The organism is Pseudomonas sp. fls2-241-R2A-110 (genome assembly GCF_030209165.1).
GTDB lineage: Bacteria > Pseudomonadota > Gammaproteobacteria > Pseudomonadales > Pseudomonadaceae > Aquipseudomonas.
In genome coordinates this window covers 63,538-86,463 of sequence record NZ_JARVSN010000029.1, presented here as the reverse complement: position 1 = coordinate 86,463, position 22,926 = coordinate 63,538, and the positions used below count along the sequence as shown (strand labels likewise).

Sequence of the window (22,926 nt, the reverse complement as noted above, 5' to 3'; positions counted from 1 at the left end):
CCACAGGCATCGAGGGAGGGTCCAGACGCGTTTTTCCATGAGGATTACCCATGCAACTGGTCTGCCCGGCAGGGAACCTGCCTGCGCTAAAAGCGGCGGTGCGCCAAGGCGCCGATGCTGTTTATGTCGGTTTTCGCGATGACACCAATGCCCGACATTTCGCGGGGCTCAATATGGACGACAAACAGTTCGACGCCGCCGTCGCGCACATCCGCCAGCACCAACGCAAACTCTATGTCGCGGTCAACACGTACCCGCAACCCAAAGGCTGGGAACGCTGGCAACGCGCGGTTGATCGCGCTGCCGATTTCGGCGTGGATGCGCTGATCGCCGCCGACCCCGGCGTGCTCAACTACGCCAGCCAGCGGTATCCGCAACTGGCGTTGCACCTGTCGGTCCAAGGCTCGGCAACCCATGCCGCCGCATTGGAGTTCTATGCGCAGCGCTATGGCATTCGTCGCGCGGTGCTGCCACGGGTGTTGTCGTTGGCACAGGTGCGTCAGGTTGCCACGAGCAGCCCGGTGCCCATCGAAGTCTTTGGCTTCGGCAGCTTGTGCATCATGGCCGAAGGACGTTGCCATCTGTCTTCCTACATCACCGGCGAGTCGCCGAACCTGTGCGGTGTCTGCTCGCCGGCCAAGGCCGTGCGCTGGAGCGATGACGCCGAAGGCTTGAGCGCACGGCTCAGTGAAGTGTTGATCGACCGCTACACCCCTGACGAACCCGCCGGTTACCCGACCTTGTGCAAAGGCCGCTTCCTGGTCGGTGGTAAACGCTTTCATGCGCTGGAAGAACCCACCAGCCTCGACACCCTGGATTTGCTGCCTGAATTGGCGGCCATCGGCGTTGCAGCGGTGAAAATCGAAGGCCGCCAACGCAGCCCGGCCTATGTCGAACAAGTGACCCGCGTCTGGCGTGCGGCACTGGATGCCCACCGCGGCTCGCCGGGCAATTTTCGGGTGAAGGACGAATGGCGTCGGGTACTCGCCGGTTTGTCCGAGGGCAGCCAGACCACTCTGGGTGCTTACCATCGATCATGGCAATGAGGGAGGCGACATGAAGCTCAGCCTAGGACCGGTCCTGTTCTATTGGGACAAAGAACAACTCAGTCACTTCTACGCCGAGATGTCGGCCTTGCCGCTGGACGTGATTTACCTGGGGGAAACCGTGTGCTCGAAACGCCGGTCTTTTTCATTGGATCAATGGTTGGGCGTGGGGCGCGAATTGCAGGAATGCAGCCAGGCGCAGCTGGTGATCTCCAGCCTGACGCTGATCGAAGCGGCGTCCGAGCTCTCCAGCCTGCGCCGGTTGTGCGACAACGGCCAGTTGTTGGTGGAGGCCAACGATATGGGGGCGGTGCAGTTTCTGGCCCAGCGCAAGTTGCCGTTTGTGGGGGGGCCAGCGCTCAACGTGTACAACGGCCATACCCTCGCGCAACTGCTGGACGGCGGGATGACCCGTTGGGTGCCGCCGGTAGAGTGTTCGGCTGCATTGATCGGTGACGTGATCGAACAGGTACGTGAGCTGGGCCGTACGGTTCCGGAAGTCGAGATCTTCGCCTACGGACATTTGCCCTTGGCCTATTCCGCACGCTGCTTCACCGCCCGGGCGGAAAACCGGCCCAAGGACGACTGCCAGTTTTGCTGCATCAACTATCCCGACGGCCTGCCGCTGACCAGTCAGGAAGGGCAGGCGCTGTTCACCATTAACGGCATTCAAACGATGTCGGCCGAGGTGACCAATCTGCTGGCGGATTATGCGGGGCTGGTGGCCTGCGGCGCTGATTTGTTGCGCCTGAGCCCTCGTGCTCAAGGCATGGCCGAAGTCATTGCCGCCTATCAACGGGTGCGTTTGGGTGAGACACCACCGGTGTTCGTCGACGGTTGTAATGGATACTGGCATGGCCAGGCCGGCATGTTGCGCGTCGAGGAGGTCGGCCTGTGTTGAACCGAAAAAAATGGCTGTTGAAAGGTGCCGACCGGTTACTGCCGCTGGTACGTCGGGTGCCCTTTGTGGTGCAGCGCCTGGCGTTGCAGCAGGCGCTCAATCGCTGCCTCGCCGAGCCGTTGCGCGATGGCGAGTTTGAAGTGTTGCGCGGGCGCTGGCTGTGCCTGCGGATCCCCGACCTGGGATTGTCGTGGTTCCTGACACTGACCCGTGAAGGGCTACGAATTGCCGAACACGCCACAGCGGATGTAACCATCAGCGGTAACTGGCGAGAGTTTTTGTTGCTGGCCAGCCGTCAGGAAGATCCGGACACGCTGTTCTTTCGCCGGCGCCTGGTGATCGAGGGCGATACGGAGTTGGGGCTGGCGCTGAAGAACCTGATCGACAGCCTCGATCCCGACGTGTTGCCTGTGTGGCTGTGGCGCAATCTGGAGCGGGCAGGCAAGGGCTTGGCGGCGGTTTGACCCCTACAGATCAATTGTGGGAGCGAGCCTGCTCGCGAAGGGGCCAGTCCATTTAACATGGATGTTGGCTGACAAACCGCCTTCGCGAGCAGGCTCGCTCCCACATTAGAAAATGGTTGTTTTTCAGGTCGTCGTTTCCTTCAGCCTTTCATGCTGGAGAGCATCACTCGCAATCAACTGCCTGATCTCTTCAAACAACTCATCACTCTCTGTCTGCGTGCAGTCCTCGCCATAACGCTTACGCAACCCGTAATGGCTAAGAATCAAGTGCACATCCGCGTGCAAGCCATGTTGCTTCAGGCAGTTTTCAACGCATTGCAACGGGCAACCATCCAGCGCAAAAATCCGCCGTCCCGAGCGGGCCTTGTTGACCAACGCGGACACGTGCCCACCGACTCCGACGATGCAGGACATTTCAGCCAGGCCGCTGCGATCAAGCCGCACGGCGAGGGTATTGGCCAGTTGGGCGACGTTGGAACAGCCTGAGCAGGCATAAATCAGCGGCAGGGTTGAACGGGGCATGAGCGCTCTCCATGGATGGACTCTTTCAGTGTGCAAGGCTGGTGGCATTGCGCATTGACTGCGGTCAATTCCGTCTATTGGAAGGCCGCGAGATCCTCTTCGGCGAGGATGCTGATATTGCGGCGTTCCATCGCGATCAGGCCGCTGTCCACCAGGCGGTGCAAAATCCGCGAAAAGGTTTCCGGCTGAATGCCCAGCTTCGAAGCCACCAGGCGTTTGGACACCTGCAAGACAATCAAGCCGCTGACGGGGTTGCGTTCCTGGAACAGGAAATTGATGACCCGACGGCTCGCACTGGCCATGGTCAAGGTGTCGATGTCACGCAGACGCAGGTGCAGGTGAACGCTCATGCTCGCCAGTATCGCCAGGCAGACTTTCGGCTGGTCTTCCAGGGCGTTGCGGTAGTGGTTGCCCTCGATACTCACCAGCACGCTGTCTTTCAGCGCCGTGGCGCTGACCGGGTACAGACGGGCCTGGCTGAACAGCAAGGCTTCGGCAAAGGTCTGGCCCGGCTGGATGATCTCCACCAGGTTCTCCTGGCCTTCGCCGGTGAGCCGATACAACTTGATCTGGCCGCTGACCAGCAGGAAAAAACGCTTGGCCGGATCCCCTTGGTGCATGAGTGTGCTGTGACAGCTCAGGCGCTTGAGCATCGCCAGGCCGCAGACTTCCTCGAAGATTTTCTCCGGAAGCTGGCTGAACAGATGGTGACGGCGCAACGTTAAAACGATGGAAGGGTGGGTCAGCATGGCGTACCTCCGCTGACGCTCATAGTAGAGAGCGTCGGCCCGCTGACCTATGCCTCTAGCGGCCTACCTCCAAAGAGGCATGCCCCTCAGCTTGCATTGCGCAGGTGCTCCATGGCCCACACCGCGGCCTCTACCCGCGAGCGCAAGCCAAGTTTGTGCAGCAGGTTTTTCACGTGAACCTTGACCGTCCCTTCGGTGATGCCCAGCTTGTGCCCGATGACTTTGTTGCTGAAGCCGCTGGCGATGGTTTTCAGCACCTGACGTTCACGCTCGGTCAGTTCCACCATGGTCTGGCGTTGCGGTGAGCGCAGCGCCTGGGCCATGACTTGGGTCAGGCCTGGGCTGATCACCAATTCGCCGTCCAAGGCATTGCGGATGTACTGAATCAACAACTCCGGCTCCATGTCCTTGAGCAGGTAGCCGTCGGCATCCAGGCGCAGTGCGTCGCGAATATCGTCTTCGGCGTCCGACACCGTGAACAGCAGCACCTTACCGGTGTAATGCATCGCTCGTAACTGGCGCAGGGTTTCAATGCCATTCATCACCGGCATGTTGTTGTCGAGTAACACCAGATCCGGTTGCAGCGGCTCGATCAGAACGAGGGCTTCTTCACCGTTGTTGGCTTCACCTACGATCAGGAAATCATCTTCAAGTTCGAGCATCTGGCGGATGCCGTGACGCATCATCGGATGGTCGTCGACCAACAGGATGGTGTGTTGCAGGGACGATGTCATGTGATGCTGCCTTCTGTTTGCTGTCCGAGAAACTCCGGTTGGAATTCCAGTTGAACGCGGGTGCCTTGCGGTTCCCGGGACACTATTTTGAGTTGACCGCGCAAGCTGCGAGCTCGCTCATCCATGATGTTCAGGCCGTGGTGTTCGCGTTGGTCGACGTGGCCGCTGAAGCCACGCCCGTCGTCTTCGACGATGAGCCTGACGGTTTCACCGTCCTGTCGCAGTTGCAGCCAGGCGTTTTGCGCGTGGGCGTGGCGCAGGCAATTGGAGAGCGCTTCGCGGGTGATCTGCAAAATGTGGATCTGCTCGCTGGCCGATAACTGAAAGGCCAACGAATCGACGTGCAGGTGCACTTGGAACTCGCCGCGCCGGGAGAACTCCTCGGCGGTGTCCTTGAGCTCCTGCACCAGTCCTGCATCGTGAATCTGCAAGCGAAAGGTGGTCAGCAGTTCGCGTAACTGGCGGTAGGCATTGTTCAACCCTTCGCGCAGTTCGGCGGTGACGTTTTCCAGGGTTTCCATCGGTTCGCCACGGCGCATCAGGGTTTGCAGGCGGCTGACTTGCAGCTTCATGTACGACAGGGCCTGGGCCAGCGAGTCGTGCAACTCGCGGGCGATGATCGTGCGCTCTTCGAGCAGCAGCAGACGATGATCCTGTTCCCGTTGGCGTTTGAGCGAAAGCGAGGTGCCAATCAGGTTGGCCAGGGCCTGGATCAACTGGGTTTCCCAGGCTTGCGTCGGATGGCCGTCGACAAAATGCGCCTTGAGCTCCCCCAGTTCACTGCCCTGGTTGCTGATGCTGAAGGTCTGCGGGCTGGCTTTGTGATGCTTCTGGCACGTGGCGCAGTCGCTGCTGGCGCAGACCTCACGGATGTTCGCACCATGCAGAGCGAGCAATTGCTGGGCCGGTGCCTGCAATTGTCCTTGCAGACACAGCGACAGGCGTAAACCGGGCAGACGTTGCTGGAAGCGCCGAATCAACTCGTCCAGCCCTTCGGCATTGGCCAGGCGAGTGGCGAGGCTTCGACTGCTCTGGTACAGCAACTCGAGGGCGGCATTGGCTTGCTGCAGGTTCAGGGTTTTTTGCTGGACTTGACTCTCCAGGGTGCGGTGCGAATCTTCGATCGTCTCGGCCATGGCGTTGAAACTCATGGCCAGCTCGCCCAGTTCGTCCTGGGACTGATGGTTGACCCGCACCTTGAAATCGCCGCGACGAAAGCGTTGGGTAGCATCCACCAACTCTTTGAGGGGGGTAACGACGCCGTACTGCAATTCGTACAGCCCGATCAGCAGGACGAACAGGGTGGTGAACAGGGCCAGGCCCTGGATGACTTGTTGCCAGCCTTGCTTTTGTTCGCTTTGGCGCTGCAACAGGTCGACGAACTGGTTCAGTTGCTCAATGAAGGGCAGGGCCTGGACCTGAAAATAGGCGGCATCGCCACGCTCCAGTGCCGGACGCAAATCCTTGCCCCATTGTTGCTGAATTTGCCCGTAGCTGATTTGCAGCGCAGTGGTCGGGCCATCTTCCAGCACTGCCTTGAGTGACTGGCTGTTGAGACGGGTTTGCAGGCTGTCGGAGATGGCGAAGATTTCTTCGCCGGTTGCACCTGCCGCCAGTTTCCAGCTCAGGTGGTAAGTCTCCATGCGCACCGAGCCTGCGGTGTTGATGGCGGCAGCATCGCCCTGGCTGAACCAGGCGATCAGTCCGGCACTCAACGAACTGGCGAGGGCGAGCACAGCGATCAGGATTACGGCTAGCCCGGCGCGAGCGGGCAGTGAGCTGCGCAACCAGCGCATCACCAGCGCAGGTCCCGGAAAAATTCAGGAAAACAGAGCATGTGGAACCCCAGGGTAGGGTTTGGCTGCCGATCCCGGGCGCGCTACCTCTAAAGAGTTGTCGACTGATCCTTGTCAGCAAAAACCTTGGCAGAAAACCTTAAGACGGTGATAAACAAACGGTTTTAGGGTTTTCCTGTACTACCTCCTTAGAGGTAGACCGCACAAGCATAGGCCTGTGTCCCCATGGGCTTCGTTGACATGGATCAAGTTTTTGCGGGGTTCGCCTCTCTAGTCTGCCGCCATGGCTAACTGACTGGAGAGCATTGTGACCGAACCCCGTGTACGACAAGGCCTGGTGCTGGGCATGAGCACATTGGCCTTCACTGTGTGTTTCATGGTCTGGATGATGTTCGCCGTGCTCGGGGTGCCGATCAAGGAACTGCTCCAGCTCAACGAAACCCAATTCGGCCTGCTGGCCGCGACCCCCGTGCTGACCGGCTCGCTGGTTCGTTTGCCGCTGGGCCTTTTGACCGACCGTTTTGGCGGTCGCAGCGTGTTCTTTCTGCTGATGCTGGCCTGCGTGGCGCCGCTGTACCTGATCAGTCACGCCACCGCCTATTGGCAGTTCCTGGTGCTGGGCTTGTTCGTCGGCCTGGCCGGCGGCTCGTTCTCGGTGGGGATTGCCTACGTCGCCAAATGGTTCGACAAGGAAAATCAAGGCTTCGCGATGGGCATCTTCGGCGCGGGTAACGCCGGGGCTGCGGTCACCAAGTTTCTCGCCCCGGCGCTGATTGCTGCCGGCAGCTGGCAGCTCGTGCCCAAAGTCTTCAGCGCAATCCTCTTTATTACCGCGCTGTTGTTCTGGTTCCTCAGCGCCGAAAAAAAGGACCACCGCAGTGCCTCGGGTGCCACGTTGCGTGAGCAATTGAGTTCGCTGAAGGACCCGGCCGTGTGGCGCTACTGCCAGTACTACTCGATCGTCTTCGGTGGTTATGTCGCACTCGCGCTGTGGATGACCAAATACTACGTGCAGGAATACGGTTTCAGCCTGCAAAGCGCAGCGCTGCTGGCGGCCTGTTTTTCCCTGCCCGGTGGCGTGCTGCGTGCCGTTGGCGGCTGGATGTCGGATCGTTGGGGTGCACAAAGCGTGACTTGGTGGGTGTTGTGGGTCAGCTGGATCTGCCTGTTCCTGCTCTCGTATCCCCAAACCCAACTGCAAGTGCAGACCCTCAACGGCCCGGTGGATTTCCACATCGGCCTTAGCCCCGCGCTGTTCACCGTGCTGCTGTTCATCATGGGCACCGCCTTTGCGTTCGGCAAAGCCTCGGTCTTCAAATACATCGCCAACGACTACCCGAAAAACATGGGCGCAGTGTCCGGCATCGTCGGCCTTGCCGGTGGCCTGGGCGGCTTCGTGTTGCCAATCCTGTTCGGCGCCCTGGTGGACCTCACCGGAGTGCGCTCTTCCTGCTTCATGTTGATGTACGGCGTGGTCTGGGTCTCCCTCACCTGGATGTACTTCAGCGAAATACGCAAAAGCCCGGTGCTGGGTAAAGCGCCGTTGCTGACACCGTCCCCGATTTCCAGCATTGCCCTAGGAGAAGAACATGTCCGTTCTGCAAAAGCCTGACAAAGGCCCGGTCATTCATGACTGGCGCCCAGAGGACCCCGCATTCTGGGGAAGTAGCGGCAAACAGACCGCCACGCGCAACTTGTGGATTTCCATTCCTGCGCTGCTGCTGGCCTTTGCGGTGTGGATGGTCTGGAGCACGGTGATCGTGCGTTTGAACGCCATCGGCTTCACTTTCACCACCGACCAGCTGTTCTGGCTGGCGGCGTTGCCGGGCCTGTCCGGGGCGACCTTGCGGGTCTTCTATTCGTTTATGGTGCCGATCTTCGGTGGCCGTCGCTGGACCGCCCTGAGCACAGCGTCGCTTCTGCTGCCATCGATCTGGATGGGCTTCGCCGTGCAGGACCCGAGCACCTCCTACAACGTATTCGTGTTGATTGCCTTGCTCTGCGGTTTTGGTGGCGGCAACTTCGCGTCGAGCATGTCCAACATCAGTTTCTTCTATCCCAAGTCGCAGCAGGGCACGGCCCTTGGCCTCAATGCCGGGCTGGGTAACCTGGGCGTCTCGGTGATGCAGTTCTGTGTGCCGTTGGTGATTACCTTCGGTGTGTTCGGTTTCATGGGCGGCTCGCCGCAAGCACTGCCGGACGGCGGCCAGTTGTGGTTGCAGAACGCCGGCTTCATCTGGGTGCCGTTTATTATCCTGGTGACGGTACTGGCATGGTTCGGCATGAATGACTTGTCCAGTGCCCGCGCTTCCTTTAGCGAACAGGCCGTCATCTTCAAACGCAAACACAACTGGCTGATGTGCTGGTTGTACCTGGCGACCTTCGGTTCGTTCATCGGTTTCTCCGCCGCGTTTCCGCTGCTGATCAAAACCTCGTTCCCTGACGTCATTGCCTTGAAATTCGCTTTCCTCGGCCCGTTGGTGGGTGCCCTGGTGCGTCCATTGGGTGGCTGGCTGGCGGACAAGCTCGGCGGCGCGAAGGTGACCTTGTGGAACTTTGTGCTGATGATCGTGATGGTCTTCGGTGTTCTGCACTTCCTTCCTGAAAGCGGCCAGGGCGGCAACTTCTACGGCTTCCTCGGCCTGTTCATGCTGCTGTTCATCACCACGGGCGTCGGCAACGGCTCCACCTTCCGCATGATCCCGGTGATCTTCCGCACCCAGCATGAAAAAGCCTCTGCCGGAAAACCAGCCGCCGTGCGCGAACAAGCGCTGAAAAATGCCGGCAAAGAGTCAGCCGCCGTCCTGGGCTTCAGTTCGGCCATGGGCGCCTTCGGTGCGTTCTTCATTCCCAAATCCTTCGGCACTTCGATGGCCCTGACCGGCAGCCCGGAGATGGCCTTCTACATGTTCGTCGGCTTTTACCTGAGCTGCATCGTGGTGACGTGGTGGTGTTACGCGCGCAAAGGCGCCGCGACACCCTGCTGAGTCGAGCCGAATCCAACCATTGCGTGGGCGGGGCACAGACCCCGCGACAAAGCCTGAGAGGACTACACCGTGAGTCATTTACTGGATCAATTGCGGTTTTTCAACCGCAAGCAAAACGAGTTTTCCGACGGTCATGGTGAGACTCGCAAAGAGTCTCGCGACTGGGAGAATGTCTACCGTTCGCGCTGGCAGTACGACAAGATCGTGCGCTCCACCCACGGGGTGAACTGCACCGGTTCCTGCTCGTGGAAAATTTACGTCAAGAACGGCCTGATCACCTGGGAAACCCAGCAGACCGACTACCCGCGTACCCGTAACGATCTGCCGAACCATGAGCCCCGTGGCTGCCCGCGTGGTGCCAGTTACAGCTGGTACATCTACAGCGCCAACCGGCTCAAGTACCCGAAAATCCGCAAGCCGTTACTCAAGCTTTGGCGCGATGCGCGGCAAACCATGGCGCCGGTCGAAGCCTGGGCCAGCATCGTCGAGGACAAGGCCAAGGCCGACTCCTATAAAAGCAAACGCGGCATGGGTGGCTTCATTCGTTCCAACTGGGAGGAAGTCAACGAGATCATTGCCGCGGCCAACGTCTATACGATCAAGCAATACGGCCCTGACCGGATCGTCGGCTTCTCGCCGATCCCGGCCATGTCGATGGTCAGCTACGCCGCAGGTTCGCGTTACCTGTCGCTGATTGGCGGCGCCTGCCTGAGCTTCTACGACTGGTACTGCGACTTGCCACCGGCCTCGCCGATGGTTTGGGGCGAGCAGACCGACGTGCCGGAATCGGCCGACTGGTACAACTCCAACTACATCATTGCCTGGGGCTCCAACGTCCCGCAGACCCGTACCCCCGACGCGCACTTCTTTACCGAAGTCCGTTACAAAGGCACCAAGACGGTGGCAATCACCCCGGATTACTCGGAAGTCGCCAAGCTCACCGACCTGTGGCTGAACCCTAAACAAGGCACCGATGCGGCGCTGGCCCAGGCGTTCAACCATGTGATCTTCAAAGAATTCCACCTGGACAAACCGAGCGCCTATTTCACCGACTACGCCAAGCGCTTCACCGATTTGCCGGTGCTGGTGCTGCTCAAGCAAATGGTCGACAAGGCCCCGGGCGCCGGTTATCAGCCGGACCGCTTCCTGCGTGCCAGCGACCTGACCGACAACCTCGGCCAGGAAAACAACCCGGAATGGAAAACCATCGCCCTCGATGTCAGCGGCGAACTGGTGTCCCCTCAGGGTTCCATCGGTTATCGCTGGGGCGAGAAGGGCAAGTGGAACATCCTCCCTCGTGAAGGCGGCGAAGGCCGTGAAATCGATCTGAAACTGAGCCTGATCGGCGATGACGTCGCCGAAGTGGCGTTCCCGTATTTTGCCGGCGAGTCCCACGAGCACTTCCAGCACGTGGCCGGCGATGCCGTGCAATACCGCCGCGTGCCGGTGCATAACGTGGTGCTGGCGGACGGCAGCGTGGCCAAAGTCGCCACCGTGTTCGACCTGTCGGCCGCCAACCTGGCCATTGATCGTGGCCTGGGCGGCGATAATGTGGCCAAGGATTACGACGACGCCTCGGTGCCTGGCACCCCGGCGTGGCAGGAGCAGATCACTGGCGTCAGCCGTGAGAAAGCCATCCAGATTGCCCGTGAGTTTGCCGACAACGCCGACAAGACCAAGGGCCGTTCGATGATCATCGTCGGCGCGGCGATGAATCACTGGTACCACATGGACATGAACTACCGCGGGCTGATCAACATGCTCATGCTCTGCGGGTGTGTCGGTCAGACCGGTGGCGGTTGGGCGCATTACGTCGGTCAGGAAAAACTCCGTCCGCAATGCGGCTGGCTGCCATTGGCGTTCGGCCTGGACTGGAACCGTCCGCCTCGCCAAATGAACGGCACCAGCTTCTTCTACGCCCACAGTTCGCAGTGGCGGCACGAGAAGATGAGCATGCACGACGTGCTCTCGCCATTGGCTGATAAATCACAATTCCCTGAGCATGCGCTGGATTACAACATCCGCGCCGAACGCGCCGGCTGGTTGCCCAGCGCACCGCAACTCAACACTAACCCTTTGCACATTTGCCGCGACGCGGCTGCGGCCGGCATGGACCCGAAAGACTACGTGGTCAAGTCGCTGCAGGACGGTTCGCTGCGCTTCTCCTGTGAACAGCCGGACAGCCCGGTCAACTTCCCGCGCAACATGTTCATCTGGCGTTCCAACCTGCTGGGCTCCTCGGGCAAGGGCCACGAGTACATGCTCAAGTATCTGCTGGGCACCAAGAACGGAGTCATGAACGAAGACATCGGTCAGGTCGGCGATTGCAAACCCGAAGAAGCCGAATGGGTGGACGAGGGCGCCATAGGCAAGCTCGACCTGGTCACCACACTGGACTTCCGCATGTCTTCGACCTGCGTCTATTCCGACATCGTGTTGCCGACCGCCACCTGGTACGAAAAAGACGACATGAACACCTCGGACATGCACCCGTTCATTCACCCGTTGTCGGCTGCCATCGACCCGGCGTGGGAATCGCGTTCCGACTGGGAAATCTACAAAGGCATTGCCAAGGCGTTTTCCAGCATGTCCGAAGGGCATCTGGGCGTTGAAAAGGACTTGGTGACCATCCCGTTGATGCACGACAGCGTCGGCGAACTGGCCCAACCGTTTGGCGGCACCGACTGGAAAAGCGCTGGAGTGGCACCGGAGCCAGGCAAGAACGCGCCGAACCTGCATGTGGTCGAGCGTGACTACCCGAACATCTACAAGCAGTTCTCGTCCCTAGGGCCATTGCTGGAGAAACACGGCAACGGCGGCAAAGGCATCAACTGGAACACCGAAGACGAAGTGAAATTCCTCGGTGAACTCAATCACAAAGAAGGCGATGCCGGTATCAGTCAGGGCCGTCCGAAAATCGACACGGCCATCGATGCGGCTGAAGTGATTCTGTCCCTGGCACCGGAAACCAACGGCCAAGTGGCGGTCAAGGCCTGGGCTGCGCTGTCGGAATTCACCGGCATCGACCACAGCCACCTGGCGCTGTCCAAGGCCCACGAGGCGATACGCTTCCGCGACATTCAGGCTCAGCCGCGCAAGATCATTTCCAGCCCGACCTGGTCGGGGCTCGAAGACGATCACGTCAGCTACAACGCCGGTTACACCAACGTTCACGAAGGCATCCCATGGCGCACCATCACCGGTCGCCAGCAGTTCTACCAGGATCACCCGTGGATGCAGGCATTCGGCGAGCAACTGATGAGTTATCGGCCGCCAGTCAACACCCGCACCATCGAAGGGGTGAAAGGCAAGCGCAGCAACGGCCACAAGGAAATCGTCCTGAACTGGATCACCCCGCACCAGAAATGGGGCATTCACAGCACCTACAGCGACAACCTGCTGATGCTCACCCTCAGCCGTGGCGGGCCGATTGTCTGGCTCTCGGAGAACGACGCGAAAAGCGCCGGTATCGAAGACAACGACTGGATCGAGTGCTTCAACATCAACGGTGCGCTGACCGCTCGCGCGGTGGTCAGCCAACGGGTCAAGGACGGCATGGTGATGATGTATCACGCCCAGGAAAGGATCGTGAACGTGCCTGGTTCGGAAACTACCAAGACTCGTGGCGGCCACCACAACTCGGTCACCCGCGTGGTGCTCAAGCCGACCCACATGATCGGCGGCTACGCCCAGCAAGCTTACGGTTTCAACTATTACGGCACCGTCGGTTGCAACCGCGACGAATTCGTCGTGGTGCGCAAAATGTCCAAAGTCGACTGGCTCGATGGTTCATCCGGCGATGACCTGCCGCGTCCCCTGCCGACCGATATCGAGGAGAACTGAGATGAAGATTCGCTCACAAATCGGCATGGTTCTGAACCTGGACAAATGCATCGGTTGCCACACCTGTTCGATCACTTGCAAAAACGTCTGGACCAGCCGCGAAGGCATGGAATACGCCTGGTTCAATAACGTCGAATCGAAACCCGGCATCGGCTACCCGAAAGAATGGGAAAACCAGGACAAGTGGAAGGGCGGCTGGATCCGCAACGCCAACGGCACGATCAACCCGCGCATTGGCGGTAAATTCCGCGTGTTGGCGAACATTTTCGCCAACCCGGACCTGCCGAGCCTGGACGACTACTACGAACCGTTCGACTTCGATTACCAGCACCTGCACACCGCGCCGTTGGGCGAGCATCAACCCACCGCGCGTCCGCGTTCACTGATCTCGGGCAAACGCATGGAGAAAATCGAGTGGGGCCCAAACTGGGAAGAAATCCTCGGTACCGAATTCGCCAAGCGTCGCAAGGACAAGAACTTCGACAAGATCCAGGCGGACATTTACGGCGAGTACGAAAACACCTTCATGATGTATTTGCCGCGCCTGTGCGAGCACTGCCTCAACCCGACATGCGCCGCGGCCTGCCCGAGCGGGGCGATCTACAAGCGAGAAGAAGACGGCATCGTCCTGATTGACCAAGAGAAATGCCGTGGCTGGCGGATGTGCATCAGCGGCTGCCCGTACAAGAAGATCTATTTCAACTGGAAAAGCGGCAAGTCCGAGAAATGCATCTTCTGCTACCCGCGTATCGAAGCCGGGATGCCGACTGTGTGCGCGGAAACCTGTGTCGGGCGCATCCGCTACCTCGGTGTGTTGCTGTATGACGCCGACCGCATCAGCGAAGTGGCGAGCACCGCCAACGAACAGGATCTGTACGAGAAGCAACTGGAAATTTTCCTCGATCCGAATGACCCGGCGGTGATTCGCCAGGCTCTGGAAGACGGTGTGCCGCAATCGGTGATCGATTCCGCGCAACGTTCGCCGGTCTACAAAATGGCCGTGGACTGGAAACTGGCGCTGCCGCTACACCCGGAATACCGCACCTTGCCGATGGTTTGGTACGTTCCGCCGCTGTCGCCGATCCAGAACGCCGCCACTGCCGGCACCGTGGGCATGAACGGGGTGATCCCGGATGTCGACAGCCTGCGTATTCCCCTGAAGTACCTGGCCAACCTGCTGACGGCGGGCGATGAAAAACCGGTCAAGCGTGCACTTAAACGTTTGCTGGCGATGCGCGCCTACAAACGTTCCGAGCAAGTCGATGGTGTGCAGGACCTGCAAGTGCTGGCGGATGTCGGCTTGAGCGTGGCCCAGGTCGAAGAGATGTATCGCTACCTGGCGATCGCCAACTACGAAGACCGTTTCGTTGTGCCGAGTGCGCACCGTGAAGACGCCATGAGTGACGCCTTCGCCGAACGCTCAGGTTGTGGTTTCAGCTTCGGCAGCGGTTGCAGCGGCAGCTCCGACACCAACATGTTCGGTGCCAAGAAAGCCAATCGTCGCGACATCCTGAAAACCGTTCAGTTGTGGGAGGAATAAGCATGCAAATTCTTAAAGTGATTTCGCTGCTGCTCGATTACCCGACCGAAACGCTGATCGGTGGTCGCGACGAACTGGAGCAAGCGATTATCCAGTCCCGGGAAATCAGCCCCAAGCAGCGCGGAGCGTTATTCGAGTTGCTCGAACTGATCTGCACCAATGACCTGATGGACGGGCAGGAGCACTACGGTGCGCTGTTCGGCCGGGGGCGTTCGTTGTCACTGCTGTTGTTCGAGCATGTGCACGGCGAATCCCGCGACCGTGGACAGGCCATGGTCGACATGATGGCGCAATACGAAGCCGCCGGTTTTGCCATCGGCGTCAAGGAGCTGCCCGATTTCATCCCGCTGTACCTGGAGTTCCTGTCCACTCGCGAAGACATCGAGGCCCGCGAGGGCCTGGCGGATGTTTCGCACTTGCTGGCCTTGCTCGCCGCGCGACTGGAAGAGCGCGAAAGCGCCTATGCCAGCTGCTTCCGGGCGCTGCTGCAAATTGCCGGGGCCGAGCCGCATCAAGCGGTCGCCGACCTGCGGGCTCAGGTCGCGGCGGAACCTCGCGACGACTCTCTCGAAGCCCTCGACAAGATCTGGGAGGAGGAGGCCGTGGACTTCCTCCAGGCCGAACAGCAGGACCGTTGCAGTTCGCTGCCAAGCGCACCGGGCAAGGCCCGGGAAGAAAGCGCGGTGCCGTTGCACTGGGTGGATTTTCAGCATGAAGGGCCGGCCGCCGTGCCGGCCAAGGAGGTCGGCAATGTCTAAATGGAACCTGTTGTTGTTCGGGGTTTATCCCTACGTCGCCCTGGCGATTTGCCTGATTGGCAGCTGGGCGCGCTTCGATCTGTCGCAGTACACCTGGAAGGCCGGCTCGAGCCAGATGCTCAATCAGCGCGGCATGCGCGTGGCGAGCAACTTCTTCCACATTGGTGTGTTGTTCGTGCTGGCCGGGCATTTCGTCGGCCTGCTGACGCCCGCGTCGGTTTATCACCATGTGATCAGCACTGAAAACAAGCAATTGCTGGCGATGGTCTCGGGCGGACTTTTCGGCCTGTTGTGCCTGATTGGCCTGCTGATGCTGATCAACCGGCGGCTCAGCGACCCTCGGGTTCGTGCGACTTCCAGTCCTTCGGACATCCTGATTTTGTTGGTGCTGCTGGCGCAATTGCTGCTCGGGCTGCTGACCATCGTCGCGTCCACCGAGCACATGGATGGCTCGGTGATGGTGATGCTCGCCGATTGGGCGCAGAACACCGTGCTGTTGCGTCCGATGGAAGCGGCGGCGTCCATTGCGCCGGTCGGGCTGACCTACAAGTTGCATGTATTTCTGGGTTTGACCCTGTTTGTGTTGTTCCCCTTCACCCGTCTCGTACACATGATCAGCGCACCGATCTGGTACCTGGGGCGTCGTTATCAAATCGTTCGTCAGAAGTATTGAGGAGACAGTCATGTCAGGTGGATGCGGATGTGGTGGCGGTAACGGGGGCAGCGGTGGCTGCGGCTCTTCAAAAAAAGTGGAGGCCGCTGTCGACATCGCGCCGGTCGTTCAGGCGCAATTTGAAGCGCTGCCGGTTGAGCCCGCGGCGGCTGATGACGCCCCGGCGCAGTTGATCGCCAGCAGCGAACAGGAGTGGCCGATCATCCGCGTCAACGAGGTGTCGATCACCCCGGAGGCGATGGCGCAGGAGTTGCAATATCACCCGGCCGAAAGCCGCGAGGAGGCGGTCTTCCTGGCCGCCCGGGCGCTGGTGATCCGCGAGTTGCTGCAACAGCGCATCACCGAGCTCGGTGTGTCGCTGGAGATCGGTGCCGGTGAGAACGAAGAAGAAGCAGCCACGCGCTTGCTGCTCGAACGCGAGGTGAAGGTGCCGCAGTGCGACGAGGAGTCGAGCTTGCGTTACTACGAAAACAATCGCGGACGCTTCCACAGCGCACCGTTGCTGGCGGTGCGGCACATCTTGCTCGAGTGCGCGCCGGACGATGTCGAAGCCCGTGAACTTGCCAAAGGTCAGGCCGAAGTCCTGCTGCAGCGACTGGATGAATTTCCCGGCAGTTTCGCCGAGCTGGCGCTGAATTATTCGGCCTGCCCGTCGAAGGCTCAGGGCGGTTCTTTAGGGCAGATCAGCAAGGGCCAGACCGTGCCTGAACTGGAACGTCAGTTGTTTACCCTGGCACCGGGCCTGGTCAGTAAACCGCTGGAAAGCCGCTACGGCTGGCATGTGATCAGCGTCGATCAACGCATCGAAGGCGTGCCGTTGCCCTATGAAGTGGTGTCGACGGCGATTCGCACGCAGTTACAGCAAGGCGTCTGGCAAAAAGCCCTGGTGCAATACCTGCAAACCCTGATCGGTGCGGCGGATATTCGTGGCATCCACTTACAGGGTGCCGACTCACCGCTGGTGCAATGAGCCTTGGGCAATCCGGGAGATGTGATGAACGCTGTGATGCAGGATGGTTTTGGGCGGCAGATTGATTATCTGCGGATGTCGGTGACGGACCGCTGTGATTTTCGCTGTGTGTATTGCATGGCGAAAAACATGACGTTCCTGCCGCGTCAGCAGGTGCTCACCCTGGAAGAATTGCAACGCTTGGCGACACTGTTCGTTGGCTTGGGGGTACGCAAAATCCGTCTGACCGGCGGAGAGCCGCTGATCCGCCCCGGCATTGTCCAACTGTGCCGCAACATCGCCGCGTTGCCCGGTTTGCGCGAACTGGTGATGACCAGCAACGGCTCGCAGCTGGGCCGTCTGGCACGGCCGTTGGTCGATGCCGGAGTCAAACGGATGAACATCAGCCTCGATAGTCTGGATGGGGAGAAATTTCGGGCGATCACCCGTAATGGCGACCTCGATCGGGTGCTGGGCGGCATTGAAGCGGCGCGGGATGCGGGGTTTGAACGGATCAAACTCAACTGCGTGGTGATGAAGGGACGCAACTTCGATGAAGTCCCGGCGTTGGTGCAATACGCCATCGACCAGCGCATCGATATCAGTTTCATCGAAGAAATGCCCTTGGGCGACGTCGGTCGCTCCCGGGGCGAATCGTTCTGTTCCAGCGACGAAGTGCGCACGCTCATCGCCAGCCAGCATCGGTTGCTCGACAGCACCGAGAACAGCGGCGGACCGGCGCGTTATGTGCGTCTGGAACGCCATCCCGAGACCCGGATCGGCTTCATTTCACCCAACAGCCAAAACTTCTGCGGCAGCTGCAACCGGGTGCGGATGACCGTTGAAGGCAAGCTGTTGCTGTGCTTGGGCCAGGAAGACTCTCTGGATTTGCGTGGATTGCTGCGCCGCTATCCGCTGGATGATCAACCGGTGATCAATGCGGTGCAGAAGGCCTTGCGCGGCAAGCCGCTGCGTCACGATTTCAGTCCCGACGGGGAGGTGCAGATTGTCAGGTTCATGAACATGAGCGGCGGTTGAACCGACCTGTACGGTCCCTAAAACACAGCAAATCAAATGTGGGAGCGAGCTTGCTCGCGATAGCGGTAGACCAGTCGACATCACTGTTGAATGTGCTGCAGTCATCGCGAGCAAGCTCGCTCCCACATTGGTTCTTCGCTGGCCTAAGTGTTTTTTATCCACCCTGCATTCGGGCGTTTCTTTCACCCGAAAATCTTGATGTCGATCAATTGCAGATCAGCACTTTGTCCGTAGTCTTCACTGCATATTGTGGTTTTAAGTTTTATTAAGTCTATATGTAGTGTCTGGAGGCAAAATGCAGAGCACGCTGATCGCCGTAGGAAGTAACCGCTTGCACAAACGCGATGGCAGTCAGGTCGCCTTCGATGCCGACAAAATCCGTCAGGCATTGATCGCCGCCGGCAAGGCGACGGGGGAGTACCGCGAGGTTGAGGTTGAAGCCTTGCTTAACGCGGTATTGGCAAGGCTCGAAGGGGTGCCGAGGCTGCATGTCGAGCAAATCCAGGACCGTGTTGAACGGGTACTGATGGACGCCGGTTTTTTCCTCGCCATGCGTGCTTATATCGTCTATCGCGAACAGCACGGGCGTTTGCGCCGCGACCGCCGGACCATGGTCGAAGTGGCGACCTCGATGAACGAATACCTGGATCGAGAAGACTGGCGGGTTCAGGCCAACGCCAATCAGGGTTATTCACTGGGCGGTCTGGTGTTGAACGTGTCGGGTAAGGTCACCGCCAACTACTGGCTGGACGAGGTGTACAGCGAAGCTATCGGCCAGGCCCACCGCGAGGCGGACTTGCATGTGCACGACCTCGACATGCTCGCCGGTTACTGCGCCGGTTGGTCGCTGCGCACCCTGTTGCACGAAGGGCTCAACGGTGTGCCAGGGCGAGTCGAAGCCGGTCCGCCGAAGCACTTGAGCAGTGCCCTGGGGCAGATGGTCAATTTCCTCGGCACCCTGCAAAACGAATGGGCCGGCGCCCAGGCGTTCAGCTCGTTCGACACCTACCTCGCGCCCTATGTGCGCAAGGACCAGCTGAGTTTTCAGGAGGTGCGCCAGGCGATCCAGGAGTTCATCTACAACCTCAACGTACCGTCGCGCTGGGGCACACAGACGCCTTTCACCAATCTGACCTTCGACTGGGTTTGCCCGCAGGATTTGCGTGAGCAGATACCCGTCATCGGTGGTGAGGAAATGCCGTTTGCCTATGGCGACCTGCAAGTCGAAATGGATTTGCTCAATCGTGCCTACATCGAGGTAATGCAGGCCGGCGATGCAAAAGGGCGGGTGTTCACCTTTCCGATCCCGACCTACAACATCACCCATGACTTTCCGTGGGACAGTGAAAACGCCGACCGGCTGTTCGAGATGACCGCGCGTTACGGCCTGCCGTATTTCCAGAACTTCCTCAATTCCGATCTGCAACCCAATCAGGTGCGTTCCATGTGCTGCCGATTGCAGCTGGATGTCCGCGAGTTGCTCAAGCGGGGTGGCGGTTTGTTTGGCTCGGCGGAGCAAACCGGATCGCTTGGTGTAGTGACCATCAACTGTGCCCGTCTGGGCTATGTGTTCAAGGGCGATACCAGTGGTCTGCTCAAGCGCCTGGACACGCTGATGGAGCTGGCGATGGAGAGCCTGGAGGTCAAGCGCAAGGTGATCCAGCACCACATGGATGCCGGTTTGTACCCGTACACCAAGCGCTACCTCGGGACCCTGCGTAACCACTTCTCGACCATCGGCCTCAATGGCATGCATGAAATGCTGCGCAATTTTTCCGGCGACGAGGAGGGCATGCACACCGAGTACGGCCGGCAGTTTGCCCTGAAGATGCTCGATCATGTGCGCGCCACGTTGCTGCGTTTCCAGGAGGAAACCGGCCACATGTACAACCTGGAAGCGACGCCCGCCGAGGGCACGACCTACCGTTTCGCCAAGGAAGACCTCAAGCGCTATCCCGATATTCTCCAGGCCGGCAGCACGCAGGCGCCGTATTACACCAACTCCTCGCAACTGCCCGTGGGCTACACCGAAGACCCTTTCGAGGCGCTGGAACTCCAAGACGAGCTGCAGTGCAAATACACCGGCGGCACGGTCTTGCACCTGTACATGGCCGAACGGATTTCTTCGACCGAGGCGTGCAAGCAACTGGTGCGCAAAGCCCTAAGCCGCTTTCGCCTGCCGTACCTGACCGTGACCCCGACATTCTCCATCTGCCCAGTGCACGGCTACCTCGATGGCGAGCATGAGTTCTGCCCCAAGTGCGACGAAGCACTGCTGCTTCAAGAACAGAAGCTCGGCACCGTTCATTGATTTCGATCCACTCAACTGCAAGGAGCTACACCATGACTGCATCGCAAATATTGCCCCAGGCTCAACGTCAACGCTGCGAAGTCTGGACCCGGGTGATGGGCTATCACCGCCCTGTGTCGGCGTTCAATCCGGGCAAACAGTCGGAGCACCGCGAGCGGGTGCACTTCACTGAAAGCGCAGCGCTGGCCGGGCGCCAATGAGTCGAACGCTTCGGGTCGGGGGCATGGTGCCCCTGACCACTATCGACTATCCGGGACAGCTCGCCTGCGTGTTGTTTTGCCAGGGATGCGCCTGGCGTTGTCGTTACTGCCATAACCCGCAGCTGATTCCGCCTCGTGGCACAGACGAAGTGGATTGGCGGCGGGTGTTGGCATTTCTACAACGGCGCCAGGACTTGCTCGATGCGGTGGTGTTCAGTGGCGGCGAGCCCACCTTGCAGGACGGTTTGCTCGACGCCATGGATGAAGTGCGGGCGATGGGATTTCGCATCGGTTTGCACAGCGCCGGCATCAAACCTGCGGCGTTCGCCAAGGCACTAACCGGGGCCGATTGGGTCGGTTTCGATGTCAAGGCATTACCCGAGGATTGCCAGGTCATCACCCGGGTCGAGGGCAGCGGAACGGCGAATTGGCGCAGCCTTGAGCATCTGTTGGGCAGCGGTGTCGACTACGAATGTCGCACCACCGTGCACTGGCATCTGTTCGAGCCGGCGCGCCTGCTGATCCTCGCCAAGCGTTTGAGCGAACTCGGCGTCAAGCGCTTCGCCGTGCAACTGGTTCGCACCGAGCGGATGTTCGATCCGCAGCTGCCGAGCATTTCGGCACAAGCCTTGCTACCTGACTTATGGGAGGCCCTGCGCGAGTTGTTTCCAGCCTTCGTGTTACGGGGGTAACCGAGGCTGAGGTTAAACGTTTAACAGGAACATCCATCATTAGGTTTTCAAATGCGCTGCCAATCGGCAGGTATCAAACGGGGAGCATTTGATATGGCCAAATTAACGACGGCACAACGTATCGTCATTGGCTTTGCCATCGCGCCGCTGGCGCTGATGGGCATGGCGTTTTACGCGTTACACGATCTGGCAACGCTCAAGGAGCAGGCGGTGGTGATCGTCAAGCAGGACTGGCCGAAGATCGATCCGATCATGGTCATTGCCACCGGCGTGCGCGATAACGCCAGGAACACACGGGATCTACTGATCGACAAAGACAATCAGCAAGTGCAGCAGTCAATTGACACCACCAAGAAACAGATCACTCAGGCACTCGAAACGCTTGAACCGTTGTTCTATTTGCCCGAGGGTAAAGCCGCTTACGCCGCGCTGAAAAAGAATCGCGAAGCCTACGTTGCGGCGTTCACTCAAGTGCAGGTGTTGATCCGGCAAGGGGCCTTCGATGACGCCATGGCACAGCTGAAACAAAAGGTCGTGCCGGCCGAACGCGAGGTTTATGGCAGCCTGGATCAGTTGATGGCGCTGCAGGGCAAAATATTCGCCGACCGTGAACAGTCGGCGCAGGCACTGTACGGCGATGCCCGGCGCAACATGCTCGGGTTGTTTTTGTTCTGTGTGGCGCTGGTCATCGCTGCAGCGGTGATCGTCACGCGCAGTGTGACCCGTCCACTGGGTGGCGAGCCGGATGATGCCGCACGGTTTTTGAGTCAGATCGCTCAGGGCGACCTGACGATTCAGGTGCCCGTGAACTCTAGTGTCGGCGACAGCGTGATGATGAACATGCATCAGATGCAGCAAAGTCTGAATGCCATGGTCAGGCACATCGCGACCTCAGTGGACCAGGTGGCCAGTTCCTCCGAAGAGCTGAGTGCGGTCAGCAGCCAGACCAGCAGCAACCTGCAATTGCAGGGGCTGGAGATCGAGCAGGCGGCCACCGCGGTGAACCAGATGACCGCTGCGGTCGATGAAGTGGCGCGCAATGCGGTGAGCACCTCCGAGGCCTCGCGGCAGTCCGAGCAAACCGCACAGCGCGGGCGCGAACAGGTTCAGGAAACCGTGGTTTCAATTGGCGCACTGGCCGATGGCGTCACCGACACCGCACAACGCATCGAGCAACTGGCGGGACGGGTGCAGGACATCAGCAAGGTGCTGGACGTGATTCGTAGCATCGCCGAGCAGACCAATTTGCTGGCCCTAAACGCGGCCATTGAAGCAGCGCGGGCGGGGGATGCCGGGCGCGGTTTTGCCGTGGTCGCCGATGAAGTGCGCGCCCTGGCGCATCGCACCCAGGAGTCCACCCAGGAAATCGAGCAGATGATTGGCAACATTCGCCTGGATACCGGCCATGCGGTGACCGCCATGCAAAGCAGCAGCAACCTGGTGCGGGCTACCCTGGAAGTGGCGCAACGCTCGGGTGATGCGCTGGATGAGATCACACGCTCAATCTCGCAGATCAACGAGCGCAACCTGATGATTGCCAGTGCCACGGAAGAGCAGGCGTTGGTGGCGCGGGAGGTGGATCGCAATCTGATGGGGATTCGTAACTTGTCCGAGCAGGTCTTGCTCGGTGCTCAGCATACCCACACCGCAGGTCACGATTTGGCGCAGATGGCCGGTGCGCTGCACCAGACCGTGGCTCGCTTTAAGGTCTAGTGAATAAGGT

19 protein-coding genes are annotated in these 22,926 nt (G+C 59.7%); 15 read left to right on the top strand and 4 right to left on the bottom strand.

Annotated elements, in window-relative coordinates:
* The first annotated feature begins 50 nt into the window (after positions 1-50).
* The 3 genes from ubiU to ubiT are packed head-to-tail and all read left to right on the top strand — an operon-like array spanning position 51 to position 2,411.
* The gene (gene ubiU / locus QRN31_RS23825; protein ID WP_285434920.1) at positions 51-1,046 is read left to right on the top strand and encodes a ubiquinone anaerobic biosynthesis protein UbiU; all 996 of its coding nucleotides are present in this window, start codon (positions 51-53) and stop codon (positions 1,044-1,046) included.
* A gap of 10 nt (positions 1,047-1,056) precedes the next feature.
* Positions 1,057-1,947 carry a U32 family peptidase gene (locus tag QRN31_RS23820; protein ID WP_285434919.1) on the top strand — a complete coding sequence of 297 codons (891 nt, stop codon included), beginning with the start codon at positions 1,057-1,059 and terminating at the stop codon, positions 1,945-1,947.
* Positions 1,941-2,411 (top strand): ubiquinone anaerobic biosynthesis accessory factor UbiT, encoded by a 471-nt coding sequence (gene ubiT / locus QRN31_RS23815; protein WP_285434918.1) that lies wholly within the window; start codon positions 1,941-1,943, stop codon positions 2,409-2,411. Before QRN31_RS23820 ends, ubiT begins: the two co-directional genes overlap by 7 nt.
* Before the next feature lie 123 nt (positions 2,412-2,534).
* Here ubiT and QRN31_RS23810 read toward each other — a convergent pair whose 3' ends face one another.
* The 4 genes from QRN31_RS23810 to QRN31_RS23795 all read right to left on the bottom strand — a co-directional run bounded on the left by QRN31_RS23810 (position 2,535) and on the right by QRN31_RS23795 (position 6,215).
* Positions 2,535-2,933: a putative zinc-binding protein gene (locus tag QRN31_RS23810; protein ID WP_285434917.1), complete on the bottom strand. Its 399-nt coding sequence runs from the start codon at positions 2,931-2,933 to the stop codon at positions 2,535-2,537.
* Between the two features lie 74 nt (positions 2,934-3,007).
* Positions 3,008-3,682 (bottom strand): Crp/Fnr family transcriptional regulator, encoded by a 675-nt coding sequence (locus tag QRN31_RS23805; protein ID WP_017338877.1) that lies wholly within the window; start codon positions 3,680-3,682, stop codon positions 3,008-3,010.
* 86 nt (positions 3,683-3,768) lie between these two features.
* The gene (gene narL / locus QRN31_RS23800) at positions 3,769-4,416 is read right to left on the bottom strand and encodes a two-component system response regulator NarL (RefSeq protein ID WP_285434916.1); all 648 of its coding nucleotides are present in this window, start codon (positions 4,414-4,416) and stop codon (positions 3,769-3,771) included.
* Entirely contained in the window at positions 4,413-6,215 is a 1,803-nt protein-coding gene (locus tag QRN31_RS23795) for a HAMP domain-containing protein (protein ID WP_285434915.1), read from the bottom strand. The genes narL and QRN31_RS23795 overlap by 4 nt, the downstream gene beginning before the upstream one ends.
* Positions 6,216-6,519: 304 nt before the next feature.
* Here QRN31_RS23795 and QRN31_RS23790 point away from each other — a divergent pair, with 304 nt between their 5' ends.
* From QRN31_RS23790 to QRN31_RS23735, 12 genes are all read left to right on the top strand, one after another.
* Positions 6,520-7,824: an MFS transporter gene (locus QRN31_RS23790; RefSeq protein ID WP_285434914.1), complete on the top strand. Its 1,305-nt coding sequence runs from the start codon at positions 6,520-6,522 to the stop codon at positions 7,822-7,824.
* Entirely contained in the window at positions 7,802-9,199 is a 1,398-nt protein-coding gene (locus QRN31_RS23785; protein ID WP_285434913.1) for a NarK family nitrate/nitrite MFS transporter, read from the top strand. The genes QRN31_RS23790 and QRN31_RS23785 overlap by 23 nt, the downstream gene beginning before the upstream one ends.
* A gap of 69 nt (positions 9,200-9,268) precedes the next feature.
* The gene (locus QRN31_RS23780) at positions 9,269-13,042 is read left to right on the top strand and encodes a nitrate reductase subunit alpha (protein ID WP_285434912.1); all 3,774 of its coding nucleotides are present in this window, start codon (positions 9,269-9,271) and stop codon (positions 13,040-13,042) included.
* Between the two features lies 1 nt (position 13,043).
* Complete coding sequence (gene narH / locus QRN31_RS23775; RefSeq protein ID WP_123366640.1) at positions 13,044-14,582, top strand: nitrate reductase subunit beta; 1,539 nt, start codon at positions 13,044-13,046, stop codon at positions 14,580-14,582.
* 2 nt (positions 14,583-14,584) lie between these two features.
* Positions 14,585-15,340, top strand: a complete 756-nt coding sequence (gene narJ, locus QRN31_RS23770) for a nitrate reductase molybdenum cofactor assembly chaperone (RefSeq protein ID WP_285434911.1) — start codon at positions 14,585-14,587, stop codon at positions 15,338-15,340.
* Positions 15,333-16,013 (top strand): respiratory nitrate reductase subunit gamma, encoded by a 681-nt coding sequence (gene narI, locus QRN31_RS23765; RefSeq protein ID WP_285434910.1) that lies wholly within the window; start codon positions 15,333-15,335, stop codon positions 16,011-16,013. The genes narJ and narI overlap by 8 nt, the downstream gene beginning before the upstream one ends.
* 10 nt (positions 16,014-16,023) lie before the next feature.
* Positions 16,024-16,983 carry a peptidylprolyl isomerase gene (locus QRN31_RS23760; RefSeq protein ID WP_285434909.1) on the top strand — a complete coding sequence of 320 codons (960 nt, stop codon included), beginning with the start codon at positions 16,024-16,026 and terminating at the stop codon, positions 16,981-16,983.
* A gap of 24 nt (positions 16,984-17,007) precedes the next feature.
* On the top strand, positions 17,008-18,000 hold the full coding sequence (gene moaA, locus QRN31_RS23755; protein ID WP_285434908.1) for a GTP 3',8-cyclase MoaA: 993 nt from the start codon (positions 17,008-17,010) through the stop codon (positions 17,998-18,000).
* A gap of 295 nt (positions 18,001-18,295) precedes the next feature.
* Positions 18,296-20,311 carry a ribonucleoside triphosphate reductase gene (locus tag QRN31_RS23750; protein ID WP_285434907.1) on the top strand — a complete coding sequence of 672 codons (2,016 nt, stop codon included), beginning with the start codon at positions 18,296-18,298 and terminating at the stop codon, positions 20,309-20,311.
* A gap of 32 nt (positions 20,312-20,343) precedes the next feature.
* Positions 20,344-20,511: an anaerobic ribonucleoside-triphosphate reductase gene (nrdD, locus tag QRN31_RS23745; protein ID WP_216744469.1), complete on the top strand. Its 168-nt coding sequence runs from the start codon at positions 20,344-20,346 to the stop codon at positions 20,509-20,511.
* Complete coding sequence (locus tag QRN31_RS23740) at positions 20,508-21,203, top strand: anaerobic ribonucleoside-triphosphate reductase activating protein (protein ID WP_285434906.1); 696 nt, start codon at positions 20,508-20,510, stop codon at positions 21,201-21,203. The genes nrdD and QRN31_RS23740 overlap by 4 nt, the downstream gene beginning before the upstream one ends.
* Positions 21,204-21,296: 93 nt before the next feature.
* A complete protein-coding gene (locus QRN31_RS23735) occupies positions 21,297-22,916 on the top strand; it encodes a methyl-accepting chemotaxis protein (RefSeq protein WP_285434905.1) in 1,620 nt (539 codons plus the stop codon).
* The last annotated feature ends 10 nt before the right edge of the window (positions 22,917-22,926 follow it).

Bases quoted from the DNA above. Each gene is read 5' to 3' on its own strand.
- narH (WP_123366640.1), top strand. From the start codon at position 13,044: ATGAAGATTCGCTCACAAATCGGCATGGTTCTGAACCTGGACAAATGC.
- narL (WP_285434916.1), bottom strand. From the start codon at position 4,416: ATGACATCGTCCCTGCAACACACCATCCTGTTGGTCGACGACCATCCG.
- QRN31_RS23805 (WP_017338877.1), bottom strand. From the start codon at position 3,682: ATGCTGACCCACCCTTCCATCGTTTTAACGTTGCGCCGTCACCATCTG.
- QRN31_RS23760 (WP_285434909.1), top strand. From the start codon at position 16,024: ATGTCAGGTGGATGCGGATGTGGTGGCGGTAACGGGGGCAGCGGTGGC.
- QRN31_RS23750 (WP_285434907.1), top strand. From the start codon at position 18,296: ATGCAGAGCACGCTGATCGCCGTAGGAAGTAACCGCTTGCACAAACGC.
- QRN31_RS23735 (WP_285434905.1), top strand. From the start codon at position 21,297: ATGGCCAAATTAACGACGGCACAACGTATCGTCATTGGCTTTGCCATC.
- QRN31_RS23810 (WP_285434917.1), bottom strand. From the start codon at position 2,933: ATGCCCCGTTCAACCCTGCCGCTGATTTATGCCTGCTCAGGCTGTTCC.
- QRN31_RS23785 (WP_285434913.1), top strand. From the start codon at position 7,802: ATGTCCGTTCTGCAAAAGCCTGACAAAGGCCCGGTCATTCATGACTGG.
- QRN31_RS23740 (WP_285434906.1), top strand. From the start codon at position 20,508: ATGAGTCGAACGCTTCGGGTCGGGGGCATGGTGCCCCTGACCACTATC.
- nrdD (WP_216744469.1), top strand. From the start codon at position 20,344: ATGACTGCATCGCAAATATTGCCCCAGGCTCAACGTCAACGCTGCGAA.
- ubiU (WP_285434920.1), top strand. From the start codon at position 51: ATGCAACTGGTCTGCCCGGCAGGGAACCTGCCTGCGCTAAAAGCGGCG.
- moaA (WP_285434908.1), top strand. From the start codon at position 17,008: ATGAACGCTGTGATGCAGGATGGTTTTGGGCGGCAGATTGATTATCTG.
- narI (WP_285434910.1), top strand. From the start codon at position 15,333: ATGTCTAAATGGAACCTGTTGTTGTTCGGGGTTTATCCCTACGTCGCC.
- narJ (WP_285434911.1), top strand. From the start codon at position 14,585: ATGCAAATTCTTAAAGTGATTTCGCTGCTGCTCGATTACCCGACCGAA.
- QRN31_RS23820 (WP_285434919.1), top strand. From the start codon at position 1,057: ATGAAGCTCAGCCTAGGACCGGTCCTGTTCTATTGGGACAAAGAACAA.